Raw genomic sequence first — 25,253 nt, 5'->3', positions numbered from 1 at the left:
CTACCCGCCGAGCGCCAGGCGCTCGGCGATCAGGAAGGGGGCGCCGGGGCCGGCCTGGGTGAACAGGCAGACCTCGCGCACCCGCCGCGCCCGGCCGGCCACGGTTGCGAAATGCGCCGCGGCCGCCGGGCGCACCACTGCGGTTTCCTCGGGCGTGAGGCGGCGCGTCAGCGTCACGTGGAACTGCCAATCCTCTTCCAGATAGGGGTAGCCCCAGCGCGCCAGCATCGCCTCCTGCCGGGCGGAGAGCCCGGCCTTGCGGCGCCGTGCAAGCTCCTCCTCCGTGGGCGGGGCGCGATGGGCGTCCAGCGCGGCCACCGCGCCATCGGTCAGCGCGCGCAGCGCCGGGCAGGGGGCGATCTCCCGCAGGGCCAGGAAGCCCTTCAAATCCATCACCGCCAGCGGCGGCAGCTCGAAGGGCGCCATGCGGGCCGCGAAGGCGGCCGCATCCTCGCGCAGCGCGGCATAGGAGGTGGCGAGGCGGAAGGGCGGCTTCAGCGTCGCGTGCAGCCCATAGCCCCGCGCATCGGCCGTGATGGCATGCAGGTCGGGGACGGGAGGCTGGGGCAGGGTGGCCCCCGTCTCGGCATCGCGCCCCAGCCAGGTGCTGCCGGCCGCGTGCAGAGGGTCGTCCAGCTCGGGCGCCCAGTAGAGGGCGGCGCGCATCGTCACGCCACCCGCTCCCCGCCGCGCCACACCGCGCGGATGACGGGAATGCCCTGGTGCGGCAGCACGCGGACGATGTCGGCGCGTTGCCCGGCCGCCAGCCGCCCGCGATCCTGCAGGCGGCACATGTCGGCGGCGTTGGCGGTGATGGTGGCGATGGCGGCGGGCAGGCCCGTGACCTCCGCCATGGCGAAGGCGGCCTCGATCAGCGCGGGGGGCACGTAGTCGCTGGCCAGCACGTCCACGGCGCCGGCACGGACCAGGTCCATGGCGGCCACATTGCCCGAATGGCTACCGCCGCGCACGATGTTGGGCGCGCCGGCGATGACGGCGACGCCCAGCCGCGCGGCCTCGGCCGCCGCTTCCATCGTCACCGGGAATTCGCTGACCATGATGCCGTCGGCCGCATTGCGCGCGACTTCGGCCGGCATTTCGTCGTCATGGCTGGCCAGCGGCACGCCACGGCCGGCGAAGCGGTCCAGCACCATGCGGCGCTGGGGTTCGCGCAGCCGGGCCCGTTGCTCCAGCAGTTCGGCGATGCGCGCCTCGATCTGCGCCTCGTTCATCCGCGTGGTCCTGAGGCGCATCGCACGATAGCGCACCAGGTCGCGGTATTGGCCCACACCCGGCGAATGGTCCATCAGGCTGACCATGGCGACCAGCGGGTGCTCGGCCACCGGGTCGAGCAGCACGGGCATGTCAGCCGCGGGCAATTCGCAGCGCAGGTGCAGCAGGTGCTCCACCTTCAGCACGCCCTCAGCGGTCAGCGCGGTGATGTCGCGCACCCCGTCCTCGAAGGTCTTGCCGCGCTCCACGTCGAAGCCGAGATCGCCCAGGCAGAGCGCGTCCAGCACCGTCGTCACGCCCGCCACCGCGCATTGCGCGTCATGGCTGAGGAAGGCCGAGCGCGAGGGCCAGCGGGCGTTGCTGCGCGGCATCACCTGGCGTTCCAGGTTGTCGGTGTGCACGTCCACGACGCCGGGCATCAGCACCTCGCCGCCGCAATCCACGGCGGAGGGGTGGTGGGCGCGGCCGGGCTGCACATCGGCGATGAGGCCATCGCGCAGCACCAGCGTGCCGTCCAACTCCTGGTCGGGCAGGATGAGGCGCGCATGGGTCAGGATGGTCTCGCGCGCGGCGGGGGCGCGGTGAAGGATGGCGCTCATCGGGCCTCGCTGTGGGATGTATGGTGGATGTGGGCGCTCATGCCGCGTCTTCTAGCGGCCGCACCTCATGCAGGCGATCCGCGACGCGGGCGCGCACCTCGCTGTCATGGAAAATTCCCAGAATGGCCGCGCCCCGGGCCTTTGCCTCCGCGATGAGGGCGATCACCACCTCCCGGTTGGCGGGGTCGAGGCTGGCCGTGGGCTCGTCCAGCAGCATCAGCGGGTAATGGGCCACGAAGCCGCGGGCGATGTTCACCCGCTGCTGCTCGCCGCCCGAGAAGGTGGCGGGCGGCAGGCCGTGCAGGCGTTCGGGAAGGTTCAGGCGCGCCAGCAGGGCGGCGGCCTGGGCTTCGGCCTCGGCGCGCGGGACGCCGCGGAGGCGCAGGGGTTCGGCCACCACCTCCAGCGCTGGCACGCGCGGGATCACGCGCAGGAACTGCGAGACATGGCCGAGGCTCTCGGCCCGGATTTCCCGCATCAATCGCGCATCGGCGGTGACGAGGTCCACCATGGCGCCGCGATGCCGCAGCCGGATATGGCCGGAATCCGCGCCGTAATTGCCCGCGATGCAGCGCATCAGCGTGGATTTCCCCGCGCCCGAGGGCCCGGTCAGCGCCACGCATTCGCCCGGCCGCAGCACCAGCGCCGCATCCTCCAGCACGGGAAAGCTCACGCCGCCGCGCAGGTGCAGGGTGAAGCGCTTGGACAGCGCCCCGACGTCCAATGCCATGTCGCTCATGCCGCCAGCACCGAGGCCACGAGAAGCTGCGTGTAGGGGTGCTGCGGGTCATCCAGCACGCGGTCGGCGAGGCCCTCCTCCACGATCCGCCCATGGCGCATCACCACGATGCGGTGCGCCAGCAGCCGGGCGGCGGCGATGTCATGCGTGACGAACAGCACGGCGAGGCCAAGCTCCGCCACCAGCGAGCGGATCAGGTCCAGCAGCCGCGCCTGCACGCTGACATCGAGCCCACCCGTGGGTTCGTCCATGAAGACGAGGCGCGGGCGCGTCACCAGGCAGCGCGCGATCTGCAGGCGCTGCTGCATGCCGCCCGAGAAGTTGCGCGGGGCCTCGTCCATGCGGGCGGGGTCCATCTCGACGCGTGCCATCCATTCGGCGGCGGCCGTGCGGATATTGCCGTAGTGCCGGCCGCCGGCCGCCATCAACCGTTCACCGATATTGCCGCCGGCCGAGACGCCCATCCGCAGCCCGTCGCGGGCATTCTGGTGGACGAAGCCCCAGTCGCGGCGCATCAGCGTGCGGCGCTCGGCCTCGCGCAGGGCGTGGACATCCTGCGCCGCGCCGTCCGCGTCGTGGTAGAGAACCCGGCCGGCCTGGGGTGCCGCGAGCCCCGCCAGCACGCGCAGCAAGGTGGACTTGCCCGATCCGCTCTCACCCACGATGGCCACCACCTCGCCGGGCCAGAGGGCAAGCGACACATCATCCAGCGCCCGCACCGCGACGAAGCGCAGCGCGAGGTTCTGGCCTTCCAGGATCGGGCTCATTCCGCGGCCTTCCGCGCCATCTGGTTCTCGGCGCAATGGTCGGTGTCGGAGCAGACGAACATCCGCCCGCCCCGGTCATCGGTGACGATCTCGTCCAGGTAGCTGGTCGTGCTGCCGCAGGCCGCGCAGGCATGGGGCGCGCGCACGGGCCGGAAGGGGTGGTCGTCGAAGTCGAGGCTGACCACGCTCGTATAGGGCGGGACGGCGTAGATCTTCTTCTCGCGCCCCGCGCCGAACAGCATCAGCGCCGGCGACATGTGCAGCTTCGGGTTGTCGAAGCCCGGGATGGGCGAGGGCGACATGAGGTAGCGGTGGTTCACCATGACCGGGTGGCTGTAGGCGGACCCGCCCTCGCCCTGGCGCGCGATGTCCTCGTAGAGCTTCACCTGCGCGAGGGAGTAGTCGCCCAGCGCGTGCAGGCGCCGGGTTTCGGCGAGGCGCGGTTCCAGCTTGAACAGCGGCTCGGGCATCGGCACCTGGAAGACCATCACCTGGCCCTCGGTCAGCGGGCGTTCGGGAATGCGGTGGCGGGTCTGGATGATGGTCGCCTCGGCCGTGCGCGTCGTGACCTGCACGCCCGCCACGCGATGGAAGAAGCGACGGATGGAGACGGCATTCGTCGTGTCATCCGCGCCCTGGTCAATGACCTTCAGCGTGTCGTCCGGGCCAAGGATGCTGGCCGTGACCTGGATGCCGCCCGTGCCCCAGCCATAGGGCAGCGGCATCTCGCGCGCGCCGAAGGGAATCTGGTGGCCAGGTATGGCGATGGCCTTGAGCAGCGCGCGACGGATCATGCGCTTCGTCGCCTCGTCCAGGTAGGCGAAGTTATATCCTGGATCGGTCATTCCGCGGCCTCCGGCACGCCATCCCGCGCCGCTTCCCACCGCGCGCGGATGCTCCGCAGCTTCTCCAGCTCGCTCTGGAAATCCACGTGGTGCGGCAGCTTGAGATGTTCCACGAAGCCCGTCGCCTCCACATTGTCCGCGTGCAGCAGCACGAATTCCTGGTCCTGCGCGGGGGCGGTGACCTCCTCGCCGAGGTCGCGCGCCATCAGGGCGCGGTCCACCAGCGCCATGGCCATCGCCTTGCGCTCACTGTGGCCGAGCGAGAGCCCGTAGCCGCGGGTGAATTGCGGCGGCGTGTCGGCCCGGCCCGCGAACTGGTTCACCATCTGGCATTCGGTGACGGTGATCTCGCCCAGGCTGATGGGAAAGCCCAGCTCCGGCGGGGTGATCAGCACCTCCACCTCGCCCATCCGCAGCTCCGCAACGAAGGGGTGGGCGTTGCCGTAGCCGCGCTGGGTGGAATAGCCGAGGCCGAGCAGGAAACCCTCGTCCCCGCGCGCGAGGGATTGCAGGCGCAGGGCGCGCGGGGCGGGAAAGGGCAGGGGGTCGCGCGTCAGGTCGGGCGGCGGGGCGCCGTCGCCGGGCGGTTCGCGGCGCATCAACCCCTCCTGCGCCAGGATTTCGCTGACGCGCGGCATGGGGGCGCCCGTGGCCTCGGCCTCCTCGGGTGCCAGGGGCGCCTCGCCCTCGGCCAGCAGGGCGAAGTCCAGCAGGCGGTGGGTGTAGTCGAAGGTCGGGCCCAGCACCTGGCCGCCCGGCATGTCCTTGTAGGTCGCGCTGATGCGCCGGCGCACGCGCATGGCGCCCGTGTCCACCGGCTCCGCCGCCGGGAAGCGGGTCAGCGTGTTGCGGTAGGCGCGCAGCAGGAAGGCGGCCTCGATCAGGTCGCCACGCGCCTGCTTGATGGCGAGCGCGGCCAGTTCCCGGTCGTGGCAGCTGCCCTCGGCCATCACCCGGTCCACCGCGAGGCCCAGCTGTTCCTGCAACTGCGCGGCGGACAGTTCAGGCAGGGCCTTGTCGCCCCGCCGCTGCTCGGCCAGCCAGGCATGGGCGGCGGCGATGGCCGCATCGCCGCCCTTGACCGCGACATACATCAGCCACCCTCCCTGAGCGCCACGCTGCGCGGCAGCGCGGCCAGGGCCGCACCCGCGCAGAGCACCACATCCACCCCGCAGGGAAAGCGCGCCGCATTGGCGCGCCATTGCGCGGGGAAATCCGCGGGCATGCCCGTGGCGCAGAGGCGGTGCTCATGCGCGATGCCCGGCCCCGTCAGCCGCCAGCCCGACCCTTCCGAAAGCCCCGCCACCTGGCGAATGAGCGTGGCGCCGTCCTGCGGCGTCTCATCCTCGCCCGCTTGCAGCGTGGCCAGTTCGGGCATGGTGGCCCCGGTGTTCAGCAGCAGCATCGCGGAAGCCGGTTCCGCCACCAGCGGCGCCCCGGTGTGGAAGGCGATCCAGCCGCGCGCCTCCTCGCCCGCATCGGTCCAGAGCGGCGTCTCCGCATCGGCCAGCGTCAGGATGGCGGCGGCGGCGGCGGGTTCCAGCCCTTCGGGCAGGTCGGGCGGCGAGATGACCTGCTGGACGCAGCCTGGCCGGGCCATGGCCTCCATCAGCGCGCGGAAGCCGGCCTGGGCGTCCAGCACGGGGTCGGTGAATGCAGGCTTCATCGCCCCCTCCTCATCGCATGGCCGCCAGGGTGGCGAAGCGCACCTCGGTCGCGGCGGCGCGGCGGGCGTCACGGGCGGCGGCGGCGCGCTGGGCCTCGGCCAGGGGCATCACCACCTGTGCCAGCCATGCGTCCCTTCGTGCCTCGTCCTGCAGCAGCGCGTCCAGCACCGCGGCCCATTCGGCGGCGCGCTTGCGGCGGCCCAACCGCCAGCCATGGCCGAGCGTGCCATCCTCCAGCGCCACGGTGCAGCGCGCGACGGTCGCCTCGCTCAGGTTGAAGGCTTCGCCATCGCCGCCGGCGCGGCCGCGCAGCATGGTCAGCCCCACCTCGGGGCCGCGCACGCGGCGGTGCGGGGGCAGGGGCGGGGCGCCGGCGAGGGCGGCCTCGATCTCGGCTTCGGTAGCCCGTGCCAGCACGGCCATCCAGGAAGGGCGGTCCATCATTGGTCTAGACAGCTACACATCTTTCCGGCAGGGTCAATGCCAATGACGCCATGCAGACATCCATGGGGCTTGAAGCTTCCGTGACACTTGATCCCTATCCCCTCCAGCGCGGCGCGGGGCTCGCGCTGTGGCGGCAGATCGCGGCCAGCCTCGAAGCCACCATCCGCGACGGCACGCACCGCCCGGGCGCGCGCCTGCCCACGGAGGCCGAGCTTTCCACCCGCTTCGCCGTGAACCGCCACACCATCCGCCGCGCCATGGAGGAGCTGGAGGGCAGGGGCCTCGTCCGCATCGAACAGGGGCGCGGCAGCTTCGTGGCCGAGGATGTGCTGGACTACCCGCTCGGCCCCCGCACCCGCTTCAGCGAGATCATCCGCGCGCAGAACCGCGAGCCGGCGGGGCGGGTGCTGCGCATGGCGGAGGTGCCGCCCGAGGGACGGATCGCGGAATTGTTGGGCCTGCGCCGCGGCCGCACCGTGCTGCAGGTGGAGCGCCTGGCCCTGGCCGATGGAAGGCCGCTGGCCATCGGCCTGCACCACTTCCCCGCCCAGCGCTTCCCGCAGATGGCGGCCCTGCTGCGCGAGGATGCCTCCATCACCCGCGCGCTCGCCGCCTGTGGCGTGCCGGACTACCGCCGCAAATCCACCCGCATCACCGCCCGCATGCCCACCGCCGAGGAGGCCGCCCTGCTCCAGCAATCCCGTGCCCGCCCGCTCCTGGTCAGCGAGGCGCTCAACATCGACCGCGAGGGCGAGCCCGTGGACGCCACCATCACCCGATATGCCGCCGGCCGCGCCCAGCTGGTGGTCGAGCCATGAGCTGGCGCATCACGGGCGGCGAGGTGCTGCGCGAGGGCCGGCTCGTCCCGGGCGAGGTCCATCTGTCCGGGGGCGTCATCGCCGAGGGCGGGGCGGGGCGGGGCTTCGACGCCACGGGCCTGTGCGTCATGCCGGGCCTGGTGGACATCCATGGCGACGCGCATGAGCGCGCGATCCAGCCGCGGCCCGGCGTGGCCTTCCCCACGGACTTCGCGCTGCGTGACGCCGCCGCGCAATGCCTGGCCTCGGGCATCACCACGGCGTGCCTGGGGGTGACGCTCTCCTGGGAGCCCGGGCTGCGCTCGGTCGAGACCTTCCGCGCCACGCTGGATGCCCTGGCCGCGCCGCCCCCTGGCGCCGACCTGCGCGTGCATCTGCGCTTCGAGGCCGACAACCTGGACGCCGAGCCTGATGCGCTCGGCGCCATCTCCGCCGGCCGCGTGCATGTGCTGGGTTTCAACGACCACACACCCGGCATCGTGAAGAAGCTCTCCAACCCCAAGGAGCTCGGCAAGTATGCGGGCCGCGCCGGGGTGGGCGAGGCGGAGTTCGAGGCGCTGGCGCTGCGCGCCAAGTCCCGCCGCGGCGAAGTGCCCGAAAGCCGCGCCCGCATGGCCGCCGCCTGCCGCGCGGCGGGGGTGCCCATGCTGAGCCACGACGACGCCACGCTCGACCAACGCGCCAAGTTCCGCGCCCTCGGCGCCCATATCTGCGAATTCCCCATGGCCGAGGCCGTGGCGGAAGACGCGCGCGCCCATGCCGAGCCCGTGGTGATGGGCGCGCCCAATGTGGTGCGCGGCGGCAGCCATCTGGGCTGGGCGAGTGCCGCGCCGCTGGCCGAGCGCGGCCTCGTGACGGTGCTGGCCTCCGACTACCACTGGCCCGCGCTGCTGGCGGCACCCTTCCGGATGGCGGCCCGCGGCGCGATGACGCTGGCGCAGGCCTGGGCGCTGGTGTCGGAAAACCCGGCCCGAGCCCTGGGCCTGACCGACCGTGGGCGGATCGCGCCCGGCCTGCGGGGCGACCTGGCCCTCGTCACGCCGGAGGGTTCACTCGCGGCCGTCTTCCTGGGGGGCGAGCCTGCCTGGATCGCGCCTTCCGCCTCGGCGCGCCTCGGCTGAGGCCTAACGCCGCGCGGGCTGCGCCATCTCGATGATGCTGGCCAGCGAGGCGGTGAAGGCCAGCTGGATGCCCGCCACCAGCACCGTCATCGAGGCGAGGAAGAGGCGGGGGGAACGTGGATCCTCCAGGGGCCCGAAGCCGCGGCCCACCCAGTCCGTCAGCGTGTCGGCCATGCCCGCGCCACCCAGCAGCACCAGGAAGGCGGCCAGGATCAGCCCGCGCTCGAAGTTCAGCAGGCCGAGCAGCCGCGCATCCAGCCCGGTGGGTGGCGGCAGGTAGCCGCGCCGCACCCCCACCTGCTTCGAGATCACGGCGAAGGTGACCACCTGCAGCCCCACCAGAACGGCGAGGCAACCTGCCATGAAGGAGTGCATGTCGAAGGTGACGCCCGCGACCCGGAGCGGGCCTGGGAAGAGCAGCCCCGAGACCAGCGCGCCAAACCCCAGCAGCGCCAGCCCCGGATAGAGGAACAGCCAGCGCGGCGAATAGAACAGCAGGAAGCGCAGATGCCGCCAGCCATCGCGCCAGGTCCGCAGGTGCGGCGGGCGCGAGCGCCCATCGGGGCGCAGCCGGGTGGGCACCTCGACGATCCGGTAGCGGGCGAGGGCGGCGCGCACCACCATCTCGGAGGCGAACTCCATGCCCGGCGTCGTCAGGCCTAGCTCCATGATGCGCGCACGGGAGAAGCCGCGCAGCCCGCAATGGAAGTCGCCCGCCGGCACGCGGAACAGCAACCTTCCGATGAAGCTCAGCACTGGGTTGCCCAGGTAGCGGTGCAGGAAGGGCATCGCGCCCTTCTCGATGCCACCGCGAAAGCGGTTGCCCATGACGAGGTCCGCGCCTGCGCGCAGTTCCGCCACGAAGCCGTCGAGGTTCGCGAAGTCATAGGAGTTGTCGCTGTCGCCCATGATGACGAAGCGGCCGCGCGCCGCCGCGATTCCGCCGCGCAGCGCCGCGCCATAGCCGCGCTCCGTGATGGGGACCACGCGGGCCCCCAGCCGCTGCGCGATCTCCTGCGAACCGTCGGTGCTGCCATTGTCGGCCACCAGCACTTCGCCCGCGATGCCGCTGCGTGCCAGGAAATCCTGCGCCTCGCGAATGCACATCGCCAAAGTCTCCGCCTCGTTGAGGCAGGGCATGAGAATGGTCAGTTCCAGGCCGGGCGCTTCGGTGTCGCCGCCTGGGGCGGGGTGGGTGGCGGTATCCATCCGGCCCCATATGGGGCTGCGGTCCGGCAATGTGAGGGCAAGCGAGACAGCGCTTTCACGCCGTGGTCACGCAGGGGCAGGCATGCCGCGCGCATGGCCTGCGTCACCTCGGGGTGAATGAACCCGTGATTGAAGGCCATGCCGATGCCGGCACGCTTGATGCGTCAGGCTTGGGCGAGGGCGCACGCGACGCCGATGCGGCGTTTGTCGCGACGCATGCGCGACGACCGCGCGGGAACAGCGAGTTCCGGACCAGCCTCACGGCCGTCCGATCGAATGATAGGTGAAGCCTGCCTCGCGCATCGCCGGCGGGTCGTAGACATTGCGGAGATCCAGCAGCAGGTTTCCGCGCATCATGTTGCGCAGCTTGCCGGGGGCGATGTTGCGGTACTCGTTCCACTCGGTCAGCAGCACGACGGCGTCTGCCCCCTGGGCCGCGTTGAGCGCGCCCGAGGCATATTCCACCGTGGCGGGCAGAAGGCGGCGGGCAGCATCCATGCCCTCCGGATCATGCGCGCGGATATGCGCGCCGGCGGCCACCAGGCGCGGGATGATTTCGAGCGAGGGGGCGTCGCGCATGTCATCCGTCTCGGGCTTGAAGGTCAGGCCCAGGATGGCGATGACCTTGCCGTCCACATCGCCGCCGCAGGCGCGGATGACGCGGTCGGCCATCGCCATCTTGCGCGAATCATTCACCGCGATGGTGGTCTCGATCAGGCGCAGCGGCGTTCCGAGGTCCTGTGCCGAACGCGCGAAGGCCAGCGTGTCCTTGGGAAAGCAGGAACCGCCATAGCCCGGCCCCGCATGCAGGAATTTCCGCCCGATGCGGCCATCGAGGCCGATGCCGCGCGCCACGTCATGCACGTCGCCGCCCGCCGCCTCGCACAGATCCGCCACCTCGTTGATGAAGCTGATCTTCATGGCGAGGAAGGCGTTGGCGGCGTATTTGATGATCTCGGCCGTCTCGAGGCGCGTGGCCACCATGGGCGTCTCGATGAGAAAGAGCGGGCGGTAGAGCCGCCGCAGCACCGCCTCGGCCCGCGCCCCCGCCTCACCGTCCTCCACGCCGATCACGACGCGGTCCGGGCGCATGAAGTCGCCGATCGCGGCGCCTTCGCGCAGGAATTCGGGGTTGGAGGCGACGGCGATGTCGAGGTCGGGCCGCACCGCCTGGACGCGCCGCTTCACCTCGCGCCCCGTGCCCACGGGCACCGTGGACTTCGTCACCAGCACGAGCGGCTTGGTGGCGGTGCGGGCCACCTCCTCGGCGGCCGCGAAGACGTAGGTGAGGTCGGCATGGCCATCCCCGCGGCGTGTGGGCGTGCCGACGGCCAGGAACACGGCCTCTGCCCCCTGCATGGCCGCGGCCAGGTCCTGGGTGAAGGAGAGGCGTCCCTCGCGCACATTGTCCGCGACCAGCGCCTCCAGCCCGGGCTCGTAGATGGGCATGCGCCCCTCGTGCAGCATGCCGATCCGGCCGGCATCCGTGTCCACCAGCGTGACCTCCGTGCCGAATTCGGCGAAACAGGCCGCCGACACGAGGCCGACATAGCCGGCACCGAGGATCGCGATACGCATATCTTAACCTTCCGGTTATTCGGTGTCTGCACGCTGTAAAGCAGAGCGGGCGATGGCGTCGCCACGACTCCCATTATCGGCAGTTGCGTATATTGCACAACACTTGGCCAGCCGGCAGAAACACCCTGCGTCCCACGGGTGGCTGGCATGGTCGGCGGCGCAGGGAGTGGGTCATGGGCAGGGTTCTCGTCACGGGGGCGGCCGGGTTCATCGGGGCGCATCTCTGCCAGGCGCTGCTCGCGCGCGGCGAGGTGGTGCTCGGCCTCGACAACTTCAACGCCTATTACGATCCGGCGCTGAAGCAGGCGCGCCTCACCGCGCTGACCGGCGACGCGCCGGCGGACCAGTTCGCGATGGTCCGGCTCGACCTCGCCGACCATGAGGCGGTGCTGGCGCTGCTGCGCGCCAACCCCGACATTGACCGCGTGGCCCATCTGGGCGCGCAGGCGGGCGTGCGCTGGTCGCTGGAGGCGCCCTTCGCCTACACCGCCTCCAACGTCACGGGGCATTTGTCGGTGCTGGAGGCGGTGCGCCGGTCCGAGGGGCGCATCGGCCATGTCGTCTATGCCTCGACCAGCTCGGTCTATGGGCGCCGCACGGATGGCGCCTTCCGCGAGACCGACCGCGTGGACCGTCCCGCCTCGCTCTACGCCGCGACGAAGCTGGCGGATGAGGCGATGAGCAGCGCCTATGCGGACCTGTTCGGCCTGTCGCTCACCGGTTTGCGCTTCTTCACCGTCTACGGCCCCTGGGGGCGGCCCGACATGGCCTATTGGCTGTTCACGGAGGCCATGCTGGCCGGACGGCCCATCCAGCTCTTCAACGAGGGGCGGATGCTGCGTGACTTCACCTATGTGGACGACATCGTCCAGGGCGTGATGGCGGCGCTCGATCACCCTATGCCGGGCGGCGGGCACCGGATCTACAACATCGGGAACAACCGGCCGGAGCAGCTGCTCGACCTCGTCGCCATCCTGGAGGAGCTGCTGGGCGTGCCGGCGAAGCGTGTGCTGAAGCCCATGCAGCCGGGGGATGTGCCCACGACCTTCGCCGACATCTCGGCCATGCGGCGAGACTTCGGCTGGACCCCCACCACCGACCTCCGCGCCGGGCTGACCCACTTCGTGACGTGGTGGCGCGCCTACTTCGGCGATACGCTAGAGTAAGCGCAATTTTCATATTGCAGCAAAACGCGGCGCCTTGGCGCGGAAATGCCATTGGCTTCGGCAATTTTGCTGGATTGCAATCACTTGATGACCCTTTGGCTTGATTGACGGCCAAGAGGTTAATGCTAGTTTGCGGCACCCTTCGGGGGAATGTTTCTGGGACAAGGCGTGTGCGGCATGCCCATGCGACTGGCCCGGGGAAACGGTTTGATACGGCCCAGACGCGCCGGGGTTCCCAGTCTCGGGTGCCTCCGCGACCTACGAGGATACCTTCATGCAGCCCGTCCAGACCCACAGCCTCAGCCCTCACCTGCGACGGCTCGAGGCCGAAGGGATCGCCATCATTCGGGAGACGGCTGCCAGCTTCCGCAACCCGGTGCTGCTCTACTCGATCGGCAAGGACAGCTCGGTGGTGCTGCACCTGGCCATGAAGGCCTTCGCGCCCGGCCGCATTCCCTTCCCCCTGCTGCACATCGCGACCGGCTGGGATTTCCGCGACATGCTGGAGTTCCGCGACCGCCGCGCGGCGGAGCTGGGCGCCAGGCTGATCGTCCACACCAATCCCGACGGCCTTGCGCGCGGCATCGGCCCGCTGACCCATGGCAGCCAGGTCCATATGGACGTGATGGGCACCCAGGCGCTGAAGCAGGCGCTGGACATCGGCGGCTATGACGCGGCCCTCGGCGGCGCGCGGCGCGACGAGGAAAAGGCCCGCGCGAAGGAGCGTGTCTTCTCCCACCGCGCCCCCGGCCATGTGTGGGAACCGCGCGGCCAGCGGCCGGAGCTGTGGGGCCTCTACAACACGCGCATCGCGCCCGGCGAGACCATGCGCGTCTTCCCCATCTCGAACTGGACCGAGTTCGACGTGTGGGACTACATCGCGGCGGAGCAGATCCCTGTCGTGCCCCTTTATTTCGCGGCCGAGCGGCCTGTGCTTCGGCGCGGCGGCGCGCTGATCATGCGCGATGATGACCGGATGCCGCTGAACGAGGGCGAGCAGATCGAGAACATGTGGGTGCGCTTCCGCACCATGGGCGACTGGCCGCTGACCGGCGCGCATGAAAGCCGCGCCCAGACGATGGAAGAGGTGCTGGAGGAGCTGCGCCTCTCCCGCGTCTCCGAACGCCACGGCCGCCTGATCGACAATGACCAGGAAGCCTCGATGGAACGCAAGAAGCGCGAGGGGTATTTCTGAGATGGACGGCAGCACCATGTCGCGCGGCCTGCTGCGCGTTCTCACCTGCGGCTCCGTGGATGACGGCAAGTCCACGCTGATCGGCCGGCTTCTCTACGACAGCCAGATGATCATGGAGGACACCCTCGCCGCCATCACCCGCGACAGCCGCAAGCACGGCACCGTGGGGGAGGAGGTGGACCTCGCCCTCCTCGTGGACGGGCTGGAGGCCGAGCGCCAGCAGGGCATCACCATCGACGTCGCCTACCGCTTCTTCACCACCCCGCGGCGCAGCTTCATCGTGGCCGATTGCCCGGGCCATGAGCAGTACACGCGCAACATGGCGACCGGCGCCTCCAACTCGGAACTCGCCATCATCCTCGTGGATGCGCGCAAGGGGCTGCTGACGCAGACGCGGCGCCATTCCTACATCTGCTCGCTGCTCGGCATCCGGCATGTCGTGCTGGCGGTGAACAAGATCGACCTGGTGAATTTCGACCAGCAGGTCTTCGACCGCATCGTGGGCGAATACGCCACCTTCGCGGCGGGGTTCGGCTTCCACACCATGGTGCCGATCCCCGTGTCCGGCCGCTTCGGCGACAATGTCAGCACCCGCTCCGGCAACACGCCCTGGTACCGCGGCGAGACGCTGCTGGAGCACCTGGAAAGCGTGAGCGTGGAGGAGGAACTGACCCAGATCCCCTTCCGCTTCCCGGTGCAGTGGGTGAACCGCCCCAACCAGGATTTCCGCGGCTTCTCCGGCACGGTGGCGAGCGGCGCGGTCGCGGTGGGCGAGAACATCGTGGTCGCGGCCTCGGGGGTTTCCAGCCATGTGACGCGAATCCTGGGCCCGGCGGGCGACCAGGAGCGCGCGTCGGCCGGCGAATCCATCACCATCTGCCTGGCCGACGAGGTGGACGTGGCGCGCGGCGACGTGCTGGCCCCCATAGCGGACCGCCCGGCGGTGGCCGACCAGTTCGCCGCGCACCTGCTCTGGATGGACGAGGAAGCGATGCTTCCCGGCCGCCAGTACATGATGCGAGTCGGCAATGTGTGGACCTCGGCCTCGGTCACCTCCATCAAGCACCGGGTGGATGTGGCGACGCTGGACCACCAGTCGGCCACGCGGCTTTCGCTGAACGAGATCGGGCTGTGCAACCTCAGCACGGCGCAGCGCGTGGCGATGGACCCCTACGCGCAGAACCGCCTGACCGGCGCCTTCATCCTGGTGGACCGCTTCACCAACCGCACGGCCGGCTGCGGCATGATCAACTTCGCGCTGCGCCGCGCGACGAATGTGCACCACGAACACTTCCTGGTGGACAAGGCGGCGCGTGCCACGGCCCTGCGGCAGAAGCCCATGCTGCTGTGGTTCACGGGCCTCTCCGGCTCGGGGAAGTCCACGGTGGCGAAGCTGGTGGAGCAGGCGCTGCACCGGGCCGGGCGGCACACCTACTCGCTGGATGGCGACAACCTGCGCCATGGGCTGAACCGGGACCTGGGCTTCACCGACCAGGATCGCGTGGAGAACATCCGCCGCGTGGGCGAGGTGGCGAAGCTGATGGTGGATGCGGGGCTGATCGTGCTCGCCTCCTTCATCTCGCCCTTCCGCGCCGAGCGTCAGATGGTGCGCGAGATGCTGGGCGAGCGCGAATTCCTCGAGGTCTTCGTGGACACCCCCATCGAGATCTGCATGCAGCGCGACGTGAAGGGGCTCTACGCCAAGGCCAAGCGCGGCGAGATCGCGAACTTCACCGGCGTGACCAGCCCCTACGAGCCGCCCGAGGCCGCCGACCTGGTGCTGGATGGCAGCGGCCCCGCGGCCGATGCGCTGGCGCAGCAGGTGCTGGACATGATCGAACGCCGAATGGCCGACGGCTGAGCCGGCCCGGACCCGCCACATGGAAATGCTGATTGACGTCGTGCTGGTGGTGGGCCTGCTGGCAGCGCTGATCAGCGGCCGCGTGCCCATGGCCGCGGCCTTCCTGGCCTTCATCCTGGCGGTGCTGCTTCTGCAGCGCCTGCCCACCCGCAGCGTGTTGCAGCAGCTGGGTGAGCCTGCCCTGATCGCGGTGCTGTGCCTCGTGGTGTTCTCGAGCGTCCTGGGGCGGCTGACTTGGTTGCGAAACCTGCTCTTCAGCCGCAAGCCGGAGCCGCCCGGGGCCATCCGACGCCGCTTCCTGGGCGTGGCGGTCCTGGTCTCCTCGGTCATGCCCAATACGGCGGTCGTCGGCGCGCTGATGGGCCCCGCCGCCCGCAACCCGCGCATCCCGCCGCGGCAATTGCTGCTGCCGCTTTCCTATGTGGCGCTGGCGGGCGGGATGGTGACGCATTTCGGCACCTCGCCCAATCTCATCACGGTGGGTCTCGCGGCGCGGCAGGGCGTGGAGATCGGCTTCTTCGACTTCGTCCTGCCCGGGGCGGTGACGGCCCTTTGCGTCTATCTCGTGTTGCTGGTGGCGACGCCGCGCGTCCTGCGCGCGCCGAAGGGCGTCGAGGCCCCCACGGTTCCCGAGCTCTTTCACGTGGAAGGCAGGATCGAGCCCGGCTCGGCGCTCGTGGGCCGTTCGCTGGCCGAGAACCATTTGCGCAGCCTCGGCCATTTCTACGTCGCCGAGCTGATCCGCGGCGATGCGCTGCTCTCTCCGGTGCGGCCCGACGAAGTCCTGCAGGATGGCGATGTGCTCATCTTCGTGGGCGATGTGCGCTTCGTGGATGAGCTGATGGCCATTCCGGGCATCGAGGTCATGGAGGAGGTGCGGCAGCGCTCCGGCCTGCAGGTCCACCATGCCGTGGTCGCGCAGGATTCGGCCCTGGTGGGTCAGACCCTGAAGTCGAGCAATTTCCGCGCGGCCTTCAGTGCCTCGGTCTTCGCCATCCGCCGCGGCGATGAACGGCTTTCCGGCAAGCTCGGCGAGACGGAGCTGAAGGCGGGCGACATGCTGGCCATCGCCGGCGGCAGCGACTTCTTCGCCCACCCCGAGGTCCGGTCGAACTTCCACCTGATCGTGCGCGAAGGCACGCCCAGCACCGCCCTGTCGCGGCGCGAGGCCATCCTGGCCACCGCCATGTTCGGCTTCTTCGTGTTCTTCGCCATCTTCGACCTGGTGGAATTCGCGCTGCTGACCCTGCTGCTGGTGGGCGGCGCCATGGCTTTCGGGCTGCTGGGGGGGCGCGACTTCCGTGCGCTCTTTCCGTTCGAGCTGATGATGGCGCTGTGGGGGTCGCTCACGCTCGCGCTGCTGGTCACGCAGGCGGGTTTCGACGGGGTGGTGGCGACCGGCGTCGTGGAGCTGTTCGGGGTCACGGGCAATTTCGCGGCCCTGCTGTCCATCTTCCTGCTGGCCTGGCTGCTGACCGAGTTGCTGTCGAATGTGGCCGCCGCCGTGACGGCGTTGCCCATCGCGCTTCAGTTCTCCGCATTGACTGGCCTGCCGCCGGAGGCGGCCGTGCTGATGTCGGCCTTTGGTGCCTCGGCCTCGTTCCTCGTTCCCTATGGCTATCAAACCCATCTGATGGTGATGTCGCCGGGGAATTACCGCTTCAGTGACTTCCTCAAGCTCGGCAGCGTAGTTCTGCTGACCTACGGCGTGGCCTGCACGACCATGCTGTGGGTGTTGAGCGGGCCATTGTCATGGTGGAGCTGACCTGGAATCCACCAAGGGAAGAAAATTTCTACCCGGCTTTTTGCATTTTTTTGCAAATCACACCGAAAAAATGCCGCACTGCACACAAATACGCTGGTTCAATGCATCTGATGCACGCTCCATACGCAAACCATCATCGAAACTCCACTTTCGTTTCGAAGGAGGGCGTGGACAACTCAAGGGTGATCCATTAATCCGCTGAACTGGTGCAATTATTATTTGAGGAGGCTACATATGAGCGAAGCACGCAAGAAGCTCCGGCCTGACGCCTCGAGCGTTTGGCCTGAATTTCAAGCCACTCCCTATTTCGAACTTCTTAAGGATAAAAGAATTATTGACGTCGAGGGAGATGTGGCGACAGTCAGCCGCACCTTCCTGGTGGATCTGCTGGCGCCCATGCTGCGTCGGATCAAGTTTGATGCTGCTTTCTACCGCCAGCGCTACCAGGATGTGACGGAAGCCGAGGCCAAGGGGCTGATCGTTGATCCCCAACAGCACTACCTGAAGTTTGGCTTCTTCGAGAACCGCATGCCGTGCCTGATCGAGGTCGATGGCTCTTTCTACGCGCGGGAATACCCTGACGTCGCGGTGGCCATCCTCGAGAATCGGGTCGCTTCGGCGCAAATGCACTTCGAAACTTCCGGCTTCGTCGAGGGCAGGCTCCCGCGCAAGGGCTGGAGCTTCGCCGATCTGATCGAGAACTGAGGCATCCTGGCGCCGTGCTGCGGTTCAGCCCGGCGCCTCGCTGTGCTAACGGGCGCAATGTCTGTGTTGGAGTGAAGCATGCTGGATGGCACCCCCGAGGAGGGAGACCCCGTCGAGGTTAAGCTCGACGCCGAGCCCTTCGTGGCGATGTTCACCGAGCCCGCACTGCGCTCCAGCACCCATCTCAATTTCTACCGGGATGGTCAGATTGCGCTGCACGTGAAGTACATCCCCATGCGCGGCGCCTTCGTGCTGAATGATTTTCAGCAAGGCCATTGGGGCGAGCAGATGTTCGTGGATTGCCTGCTGACGCCTGGTGCCGCCGGGCTCAGCATGACCCTGGCGTTGCACGAGGACGGACCGCAGATCCGCTTCATGGGCGTGCCACCCGTGAGCCTGGCTGAACGGTTCGACCTGTCGGGCGCGCTCATGGCCCGTGTGCCACCCAATATCCGTCCCAACGGGCCGGAAGCGGCGCCCGGTGAGCGGGCGCGCACCCCGGACATCCAGGTGGTCCGGATGACGACCCTGGAGGGGTCCGGAATTCAGCTTGGCCTGGATGCCACGGTCACCAGCGGCAATGCCTTCTTCCTGGAAGGCTGGATCGACGATCGGCGTTCCCCGCTGGTCGGCATCTCCATGGTGGACTTCGCGACGGGCCTGCGCGCAAGCCTGCCTGTCGGCCGGGTGCGCCGGCCCGACGTGGACAGTCACCTGCAGGTGGCCCGCCCCGGCCAGTTCGGCTTCTGGGTGGCCGGCCTCGGCGGTGCGCAGCAGCTCGAAGCCGCGGCGCTGTCACTGGTCTTCGAGGACGGCTCGGGCGTGCCGCTCGAACTTGGCGCGAAGTTCCGCCAGGGTGAAAGGGAGTTCTTTGAATTCCTGCTGGCCACCTTCGGTCGCCGTTCGGTCATCGGCAACATCACGGCCCAGTCCTTCGCGGACCTGGAGGCCGGCTACGGCAACCTGTTGAGCAAGCTCTACCGGCAGATCGCGGCCGAGCGGCGGGTCATGAGCCATGGCCGCTTCGGCCGGCGCGCGCAGCCCCCCGCGATCAGCCTGGTCTGCGTCCTCTACGGCTATCCGGACTTCCTCTACATGCTGATCGCGCAGTTCGCGCGCTTCGGCAGCCTGGACGGGCTTGAATTCATCTTCGTCAACAACAGCCCCGAACTGGAAGAGGTTCTGCTGCGCGACGCCGAGCTCGCCTCCTTCGTGTTCCGGGCGGAGATCCAGGTCCTTACGCTGAACCAGAACAGCGGCTTCAGCCACGCGAACAACGTGGGTGTCGCGGCCGCGCGCAGCAAGAAGATCGCCATCATCAACCCCGACGTCTTCCCGCGCGACCCGGCGGCGGTGGGGCATCTGCGCCTCCTGTGCGACCGGCCCCTCGGTCCCGACATCTATGGCGGCAAACTCTACTACGCCGATGGCAGCGTGATGCACGAAGGCATGTTCTTCAAGCAGGACCGCAGGCTGTCACTGCTGTGCAATGCGCCGATCTGGACGGTGGAGCATTTCCGCAAGGGCTTCGCCGACACCAGCAGCCTGGAGCCGCGCGAGGTGCCGGCCATCACCGGCGCGCTGATGGTGCTGGAGCGCTCGCTCTACGAGAAGCTCAATGGCTTCAACGTGGACTTCGTCTTCGGCCATTACGAGGATGCCGATCTCTGCCTGCGGGTCCAGCAAGCAGGTGGGCGCGTGATCCTCGACCCGGGCCTGGCCTACTGGCACTATGAAGGCATGGGTTCGACCAAGCGGCCCGAGCACATTGGCTCCAACATGTACAATCGCTGGTTCTTCTCCCGTCTCTGGGGGCACCGGATCACGGAGCACGAGAATGGCTGACAGCCCCCGCATCCTCTTCGTCAGCGTCTTCCATCCGGAGCTGGTGCGCGGCGGCGCGCAGCAGACCGCCTACGAGCTGTTCCTCGGCGCGCGCAAGGCCGGGCTGGATGCCATCTTCCTGGCCTCCTGCGAGCCGAACATCGCGCCCGCGCTGTTCAAGCCCGGCGCCATCGTCACCGGCTTCGACGGGCGCCCGAACGAATACCTCTTCCTGTCGGACAGCTTCGAACACGGCTGGTATCGCAACGTAAACATCCGCGCGCTGACATGGTTCGCGGAGTTCCTGCGCGACATGAAGCCCGACGTGGTGCATTTCCACCACTTCATGACCATCGGGCTCGACATGTTCCTGCTGGCGCGCCGCGTGCTGCCCGACGCGAAGCTCGTGCTGACGCTCCATGAGTTCCTGGCCATCTGCAAGGCGGATGGCCACATGGTCCGGCGCAACGACCGCACGCTGTGCCAGAAGGCCTCGCCCGTGCGTTGCCACCAGTGCTTCCCCGACATCTCACCCGAGATGTTCCAGCTGCGCGAGGACTGGGTGCGGCACGCCATGTCGGTGTTCGACGCCTTCATCGCGCCCACCGACTTCGTGCGTCGCCGCTACCTCTCCTGGGGGCTGCCGGACGAGAAGCTGCACGTCGTCACGAACGCGCAGGCCGACTACTCCCACCAGGATTTCCGGGTGCCCTTCCTGCGCCAGACGCAGAGCCACGTGCCCAACCGCTTCGGCTTCTTCGGCCAGCTGGTGGACAACAAGGGGCTCGGCGTGGTGTTCGACGCGCTCGAGCTCTACGCCAAGACCTACACCGACCCGATCACCCTTGACATCAGCGGCGCCAACCTGAACTACGCGTCCGAGAAGTTCCGCGAACGCTTCAACAGCTTCCTCGCCGAGGCGAAGTCCCTCGAGCCGCTGATCAAGATCACCTACCACGGCAGCTACTCGATGGCCGACCTGCCGACGCGCATGTCGCGCATCGACTGGGTGATCGTTCCCTCGGTCTGGTGGGAAATCTTCGCGCTCGTGCTGTCCGAGGCCTACATGTTCCGCCGGCCTCCCGTGGTCAGCAATATCGGTGGCGTGGGCGAGCGTGTGCGTCACGACATTGACGGCCTGCTCTTCGACGTGGGCGATGCCACCAGTCTGATGCAGACCTTCCACCGCTGCGTGACGGAGGAGGGGCTGCACGCCCGTCTCGCCGCGGCCTCGCCCGGGGTGCCGCCCGTGCTGGACGTGGTCGAGGCGCATTGCGCCGTCTATGGGGTGCCGATGCCGGGCGCAGAGCCGGTGGAGGAGCCGTCCGCGCCATCCGCGGCGCCCGCCGCCCCCCGCGCCAAGCGAAAGGCGGCCGCGCCGGCGTCCTGAGCGTCGCCGCGGCGTCCCCCTGGCCCGCGCTCCGCCGTGCGGCCGCTGCCTGCAGGAGGCTTCCATGCCGCCCGACCGTGAGTGCTTTGTCCATATCGGTCACACCAAGACCGGCTCGACCTCCATCCAGAACGCCATGGGCGCGCACCGCCAGGCGCTGGCACGGCATGGCGTCTGCTATCCGCTGAGCCCGGGCTGGGGCAATCACGCCCTCTTGCCCGCCGCCATGGCTCCGCCGGGGCTGCGGGAAAATGGCGTGCACCCGGCGTTCTGGAACGGGCTGCCCCCCGAGGAGCGGATCGCCCGCTTCCAGGATGAGTTTCCGGCCGAAATGGCGGCCCTCCCGCCCGAGACGCGCCTTGTGGTGCTGTCTTCGGAGCAGTGCATCCACATGCAGCCGGACGTCGCCTCGGTGACCCGCCTGCGTGACTTCCTGATGCCGCACTTCCGGCGGGTGCGTATCGTCGTCTATCTCCGCCGGCAGGATGACCACTTCGCCAGCGCCTATACCCAATTGCTGCGCGACGGCGTGATCAAGCCGCCACGCCTGCCCGAAGGTGGGCCGCGGCAGCTCCCGCATTACGACTATGCGGGCCTGCTTTGGCGCTGGGCCAGGGCCTTCGGCCAGGATGCCATCATCCCCAGGCTGTTCGAGCGCAAGCTGCTCGTGAATGGCGATGCGATCGACGATTTCCTGGCACTCTGCGGCGCCGAGGGCAGCGTGCCGCCGGAAGACGCCAATCGCAGTTCCAACCCCTCGGCCGATGCGCGCGGGCAGGCACTGATGGTCGCGGTGGGGGAGGCAATGGAACGCGCCCTGCCGGGCCATCGCGCGGCGCTGTCGGACCCGGTCTGGCGGCACTTCACGGACCTGGTCACGGAGGCCATGCCCGGCCGCGGCTGGCGTCCCGCCCGCGACGAGGCACGCGAGTTCCTCGACCGCTTCCGCGAGGGCAATGAATGGATCCGCCAGCGCTGGTTCCCGGAGCGGACAAGTCTCTTCACCGAGGACCTCGACAAGTTGCCGGAAACCTCGGCCTTCCCCGTCGGTTCCGCCTTGCTGGACGGGGCGGCGGAACTGCTGGCGCATTTCTCCGGAATGAGCCTCGAGGCCGCGCGGGACCATCATGTCGCCATGGCGCGGCTCGAAATGAGGTTGGAGCGCATACCCAATGCGCTGCGGCATCTGAACATGGCCGTTCAGGCCGACGAACACGCACCCGAGCCACGGCTGCTGCTGGCGGAGTTGCTGGCCCGGCGCGGCCAGCTTGTGCCCGCGCGGCTGCACCTGGCGGCAGCGGCGCAGAAGCTTCCGCCAGAGGATCAGCGCCTGGCGCGTGTGCGCGGCCTGCTTCAAGGATCCACGGCGCCAGCCGCCTGACGATCGGGGGCGTCGCTATCGCCTGGCGACGCGACTGGCCCATGCGGTGGTGCCCCGGCGCTTCGCAAAGCGCGGGGCGACCACGATCCGACCCGCGCGATCCAACCTCATGGATCGCGCGGTGAAGCCCAGCCTCGCCTCAGGCCACGCCGGCGCGCAGCACATCATGGATGTGCAGGATGCCGACCGGAACACCATCGGTGAGCACGAAGATGCTCGTGATCCGCTTCTCGTTGAACAGGGCCAGCAGGTCGGCGGCGGGGGTGTCCGGCGCCGTCGCGGAGGGTGAACGCGTCATGGCGCTGGTGACGGGGGTTTGCAGCGCCATGCCACCGCGCAGCGCCCGCCGCAGATCGCCATCGGTCATGATGCCCGAAAGCCGCCCCGCGGCATCCACGACGGCCGTGACGCCGAAGCGGCGCGAGGTCATCTCGATGATGGCGGCTTCCAGCGTCGCATCCTCGGTGACCACGGGCAGCTCGTCAGGACCATGCATCAGGTCGCGGGCCCGCTTCAGCCGCGCGCCCAGCTTGCCGCCCGGGTGGACGTTGCGGAAATCCTGCGGGGAGAAGCCGCGGGCCTCGAGCAGGCACATGGCCAGGGCATCGCCCAGCGCCATCTGCATGGTGGTGCTGGTGGTCGGCGCCAGCCCGTTCGGACAGGCCTCGGGCATGCGGGGCAACAGCAGCGGGATATCGGCCGCTTGGCCCAGCGCGCTGTCCGCGCGCGAGGTGATGGCGATCAAGGGCACGGAGAAGCGCGCGCAATAGGCGATCAGGTCCGCGAGTTCCGGCGCCTCCCCCGACCAGGAGAGCGCGAGCACCGTGTCCTGCTCGCCGATCATGCCCAGGTCGCCGTGGCTGGCCTCGGCCGGATGGACGAAGTGCGCCGGCGAGCCGGTGGAGGCCAGCGTGGCCGCGATCTTGCGTCCGACATGGCCCGACTTGCCCATGCCACTGACGATGATGCGGCCGCTGCGCGCCAGGATCGAGCGGACCGCCTCCAGCACGCGGGGGCCGAGATCGGACTCCAGGGCGGATTGGAGGGCCCGCAGCCCATCGACTTCCAGCGCCAGTGTCCGGACCAGCGTCTCGTGTCGCGCGGTCTCGCTCATGCGCGGGCCTCCCAAAGGGCGCGGGCGCGCGCCAGGTCCTCGGGCGTGTCCACGCCGAGGGGGATGTCGTCCACCACCGCGGCGTCCACCCGCATGCCATCTTCCAAGGCGCGGAGCTGCTCCAGCTTCTCGCGCTGTTCGAGGGGGGAGGGGGGCAGGCCCACGAAGCGCGAGAGGGCCTCACGCCGCCAGGCATAGAGGCCGATGTGATGCCAAAGCGGCCCTTCGCCCCAGGGGGCGGTGGCGCGGGTGAAATAGAGGCAGCGGAAGCGGCCCGGCGCGTGCTCGGTGCCCACCATCTTCACGACGGAGGCGGCGGTGCGCTCCTCCTCGCGCGTGATGGGTGCCACCAGCGTGCCGAGTGCCACCTCGAGCGGGTCCATCACCTCCAGCACGGCGCGGATGGCCCGCGGGGCGATGAGGGGCAGGTCGCCCTGGACGTTCACGATCAGGTCGTGGCGGCCATCGGGGTCGAGGCGCGTCACGGCCTCATGGATGCGGTCGGAGCCGGAAGGGTGGTGGGCGGCCGTCATCTGCGCCGTGCCGCCGGCCGCGCGCACCGCCTCCGCGACATCCTGGCTGTCGGTCGCCACCACAACGGGGCCGAGATCGGCCTCCCGCGCGCGGTGCAGCACCTGGACGATCATGGGCAGGCCGCCGATCTCGGCGAGGGGCTTTCCGGGCAGGCGGGTGGCGCTCATGCGCGCGGGGATGAGAACGAGCGGGCGGCTCACGCGGCCCAGCCCTTCACCACGGCATCAAGCGCCTGGAGGCGGGTGATGAGGGCCTCAAACTCCGCGAGTGGAACCATGTTGGGGCCATCGGAGGGCGCGCGGTCCGGGTCCTCATGGGTCTCGATGAACAGGCCCGCGACGCCCACGGCCACCGCCGCGCGGGCCAGGGTTTCGACGAATTGCCGCTGTCCGCCCGACGAACCGCCCTGGCCGCCTGGCTGCTGCACCGAATGGGTGGCGTCGAAGATCACCGGCAGGCCGCTTTCTTCGGCCATCACGGGCAGGCCGCGCATGTCCGAGACGAGGGTGTTGTAGCCGAAGGAGGTGCCGCGCTCGGTCAGCAGGACGCGGGGGTTGCCGGCGCCGGTGATCTTGGCCGCGACATGCTTCATGTCCCAGGGCGCCAGGAACTGGCCCTTTTTCACGTTCACCGCGCGGCCCGTGGCGGCGGCGGCCAGCAGCAGGTCGGTTTGGCGGCAGAGGAAGGCCGGGATCTGCAGCACATCCACCACGGGCGCCACGGCCGCGCATTGGCTGGCCTCATGCACATCGGTGAGGCAAGGAAGGCCCAGCCGGTCACGAATTTCAGCGAAAACGGGCAGAGCGGCTTCAAGCCCCATGCCGCGCGCGGCCTTGCCGGAGGTGCGGTTCGCCTTGTCGAAGCTGGTCTTGTAGATGAGCCCGATGCCGCGCCGCGTGGCGATGTCCTTCAACGCCGAGGCCATTTCGAGCGCATGTTCCCGGCTTTCCATCTGGCAGGGGCCGGCGATGAGCGCGATGGGCAGATGCGAGGCAACGGTGACGGGGCCAATGGCCACCCCGGGCCTGGATACGGTCTGAACCGACATATTGCCTCGCTTTTCTGCAAAAACCGTCTTCACCTAACGGCTTCGGGCCATTTCCGCAAGTATGGCAAAGGGAAGCCATGGCACGGGTGATGTGTTCGCCGAGATTGCGGCAGGTGGATATTTGATGCTTGCGCTAAAGAAAAGGACGGGATGTTCCGATTCGGTGACAGGGACGCCCAGGCTGGGAGGGCTGAGCTCGCGGCGCACTTGGTGACAAATTCCATGTGAACCAACGCCGCGGGATACAAAT

General features: G+C 69.2%; 23 protein-coding genes. 10 read left to right on the top strand and 13 right to left on the bottom strand.

All coding sequences use genetic code 11. The annotated features are described in order from the left end of the window. The 8 genes from JTN19_RS03835 to phnG are packed head-to-tail and all read right to left on the bottom strand — an operon-like array spanning position 1 to position 6,294. Complete coding sequence (locus JTN19_RS03835) at positions 1-666, bottom strand: DUF1045 domain-containing protein (RefSeq protein WP_206930656.1); 666 nt, start codon at positions 664-666, stop codon at positions 1-3. A gap of 2 nt (positions 667-668) precedes the next feature. Then, positions 669-1,832, bottom strand: a complete 1,164-nt coding sequence (locus tag JTN19_RS03830; protein ID WP_206930588.1) for an alpha-D-ribose 1-methylphosphonate 5-triphosphate diphosphatase — start codon at positions 1,830-1,832, stop codon at positions 669-671. Positions 1,833-1,869: 37 nt separating this feature from the next. Beyond that, complete coding sequence (gene phnL, locus JTN19_RS03825; protein ID WP_456315789.1) at positions 1,870-2,562, bottom strand: phosphonate C-P lyase system protein PhnL; 693 nt, start codon at positions 2,560-2,562, stop codon at positions 1,870-1,872. A gap of 5 nt (positions 2,563-2,567) precedes the next feature. Beyond that, a complete protein-coding gene (gene phnK, locus JTN19_RS03820) occupies positions 2,568-3,338 on the bottom strand; it encodes a phosphonate C-P lyase system protein PhnK (RefSeq protein WP_206930586.1) in 771 nt (256 codons plus the stop codon). Next, positions 3,335-4,183: an alpha-D-ribose 1-methylphosphonate 5-phosphate C-P-lyase PhnJ gene (locus JTN19_RS03815; protein ID WP_206930585.1), complete on the bottom strand. Its 849-nt coding sequence runs from the start codon at positions 4,181-4,183 to the stop codon at positions 3,335-3,337. Before JTN19_RS03815 ends, phnK begins: the two co-directional genes overlap by 4 nt. Next, positions 4,180-5,277 carry a carbon-phosphorus lyase complex subunit PhnI gene (locus tag JTN19_RS03810; protein ID WP_206930584.1) on the bottom strand — a complete coding sequence of 366 codons (1,098 nt, stop codon included), beginning with the start codon at positions 5,275-5,277 and terminating at the stop codon, positions 4,180-4,182. Before JTN19_RS03810 ends, JTN19_RS03815 begins: the two co-directional genes overlap by 4 nt. Then, positions 5,277-5,849, bottom strand: a complete 573-nt coding sequence (gene phnH / locus JTN19_RS03805) for a phosphonate C-P lyase system protein PhnH (RefSeq protein WP_206930583.1) — start codon at positions 5,847-5,849, stop codon at positions 5,277-5,279. The genes JTN19_RS03810 and phnH overlap by 1 nt, the downstream gene beginning before the upstream one ends. Positions 5,850-5,859: 10 nt before the next feature. After that, on the bottom strand, positions 5,860-6,294 hold the full coding sequence (gene phnG, locus JTN19_RS03800; protein ID WP_242530841.1) for a phosphonate C-P lyase system protein PhnG: 435 nt from the start codon (positions 6,292-6,294) through the stop codon (positions 5,860-5,862). Positions 6,295-6,356: 62 nt separating this feature from the next. Between phnG and phnF the strand changes: the two genes are divergently transcribed. After that, positions 6,357-7,112: a phosphonate metabolism transcriptional regulator PhnF gene (phnF, locus tag JTN19_RS03795; RefSeq protein ID WP_206930582.1), complete on the top strand. Its 756-nt coding sequence runs from the start codon at positions 6,357-6,359 to the stop codon at positions 7,110-7,112. Further along, positions 7,109-8,233 carry an alpha-D-ribose 1-methylphosphonate 5-triphosphate diphosphatase gene (locus tag JTN19_RS03790; protein WP_206930581.1) on the top strand — a complete coding sequence of 375 codons (1,125 nt, stop codon included), beginning with the start codon at positions 7,109-7,111 and terminating at the stop codon, positions 8,231-8,233. Before phnF ends, JTN19_RS03790 begins: the two co-directional genes overlap by 4 nt. Positions 8,234-8,236: 3 nt before the next feature. On the opposite strand, the gene JTN19_RS03785 is transcribed toward JTN19_RS03790, so the two are convergent. Further along, positions 8,237-9,442 (bottom strand): glycosyltransferase family 2 protein, encoded by a 1,206-nt coding sequence (locus tag JTN19_RS03785; protein ID WP_206930580.1) that lies wholly within the window; start codon positions 9,440-9,442, stop codon positions 8,237-8,239. 258 nt (positions 9,443-9,700) lie between these two features. Further along, positions 9,701-11,020 (bottom strand): UDP-glucose dehydrogenase family protein, encoded by a 1,320-nt coding sequence (locus JTN19_RS03780; protein ID WP_206930579.1) that lies wholly within the window; start codon positions 11,018-11,020, stop codon positions 9,701-9,703. 173 nt (positions 11,021-11,193) lie between these two features. Here JTN19_RS03780 and JTN19_RS03775 point away from each other — a divergent pair, with 173 nt between their 5' ends. From JTN19_RS03775 to JTN19_RS03740, 8 genes are all read left to right on the top strand, one after another. Beyond that, positions 11,194-12,186: an NAD-dependent epimerase/dehydratase family protein gene (locus JTN19_RS03775; RefSeq protein ID WP_206930578.1), complete on the top strand. Its 993-nt coding sequence runs from the start codon at positions 11,194-11,196 to the stop codon at positions 12,184-12,186. A gap of 274 nt (positions 12,187-12,460) precedes the next feature. Beyond that, positions 12,461-13,381 carry a sulfate adenylyltransferase subunit CysD gene (gene cysD / locus JTN19_RS03770; RefSeq protein ID WP_206930577.1) on the top strand — a complete coding sequence of 307 codons (921 nt, stop codon included), beginning with the start codon at positions 12,461-12,463 and terminating at the stop codon, positions 13,379-13,381. A gap of 1 nt (position 13,382) precedes the next feature. Further along, positions 13,383-15,242 carry a sulfate adenylyltransferase subunit CysN gene (gene cysN / locus JTN19_RS03765; RefSeq protein WP_206930576.1) on the top strand — a complete coding sequence of 620 codons (1,860 nt, stop codon included), beginning with the start codon at positions 13,383-13,385 and terminating at the stop codon, positions 15,240-15,242. A gap of 19 nt (positions 15,243-15,261) precedes the next feature. Further along, positions 15,262-17,007, top strand: coding sequence for an SLC13 family permease (locus JTN19_RS03760; RefSeq protein WP_206930575.1), 1,746 nt, complete (start codon positions 15,262-15,264; stop codon positions 17,005-17,007). Positions 17,008-17,241: 234 nt separating this feature from the next. After that, positions 17,242-17,712 carry a hypothetical protein gene (locus JTN19_RS03755; RefSeq protein WP_206930574.1) on the top strand — a complete coding sequence of 157 codons (471 nt, stop codon included), beginning with the start codon at positions 17,242-17,244 and terminating at the stop codon, positions 17,710-17,712. Between the two features lie 78 nt (positions 17,713-17,790). Further along, positions 17,791-19,557 carry a glycosyltransferase gene (locus tag JTN19_RS03750; RefSeq protein WP_206930573.1) on the top strand — a complete coding sequence of 589 codons (1,767 nt, stop codon included), beginning with the start codon at positions 17,791-17,793 and terminating at the stop codon, positions 19,555-19,557. Continuing rightward, a complete protein-coding gene (locus tag JTN19_RS03745; protein WP_206930572.1) occupies positions 19,550-20,926 on the top strand; it encodes a glycosyltransferase in 1,377 nt (458 codons plus the stop codon). The genes JTN19_RS03750 and JTN19_RS03745 overlap by 8 nt, the downstream gene beginning before the upstream one ends. A gap of 64 nt (positions 20,927-20,990) precedes the next feature. Continuing rightward, a complete protein-coding gene (locus tag JTN19_RS03740; RefSeq protein WP_206930571.1) occupies positions 20,991-22,307 on the top strand; it encodes a hypothetical protein in 1,317 nt (438 codons plus the stop codon). 139 nt (positions 22,308-22,446) lie between these two features. Here the strand turns inward: JTN19_RS03740 and JTN19_RS03735 are convergent, their stop codons facing one another. Genes JTN19_RS03735 through kdsA form a run of 3 tightly spaced genes read right to left on the bottom strand, consistent with a single transcriptional unit; the run spans position 22,447 to position 25,003 of the window. After that, positions 22,447-23,421 carry a KpsF/GutQ family sugar-phosphate isomerase gene (locus JTN19_RS03735; protein ID WP_206930570.1) on the bottom strand — a complete coding sequence of 325 codons (975 nt, stop codon included), beginning with the start codon at positions 23,419-23,421 and terminating at the stop codon, positions 22,447-22,449. Continuing rightward, entirely contained in the window at positions 23,418-24,155 is a 738-nt protein-coding gene (locus JTN19_RS03730; protein ID WP_456315788.1) for a 3-deoxy-manno-octulosonate cytidylyltransferase, read from the bottom strand. Before JTN19_RS03730 ends, JTN19_RS03735 begins: the two co-directional genes overlap by 4 nt. Then, on the bottom strand, positions 24,152-25,003 hold the full coding sequence (kdsA, locus tag JTN19_RS03725; RefSeq protein ID WP_206930568.1) for a 3-deoxy-8-phosphooctulonate synthase: 852 nt from the start codon (positions 25,001-25,003) through the stop codon (positions 24,152-24,154). Before kdsA ends, JTN19_RS03730 begins: the two co-directional genes overlap by 4 nt. Positions 25,004-25,253: the final 250 nt, after the last annotated feature.

The organism is Roseococcus thiosulfatophilus, assembly GCF_017311575.1.
Lineage (GTDB): Bacteria > Pseudomonadota > Alphaproteobacteria > Acetobacterales > Acetobacteraceae > Roseococcus > Roseococcus thiosulfatophilus.
The sequence above is the reverse complement of the archived record's forward strand: the minus strand, read 5'-3'. Positions and strand labels throughout refer to the sequence as shown.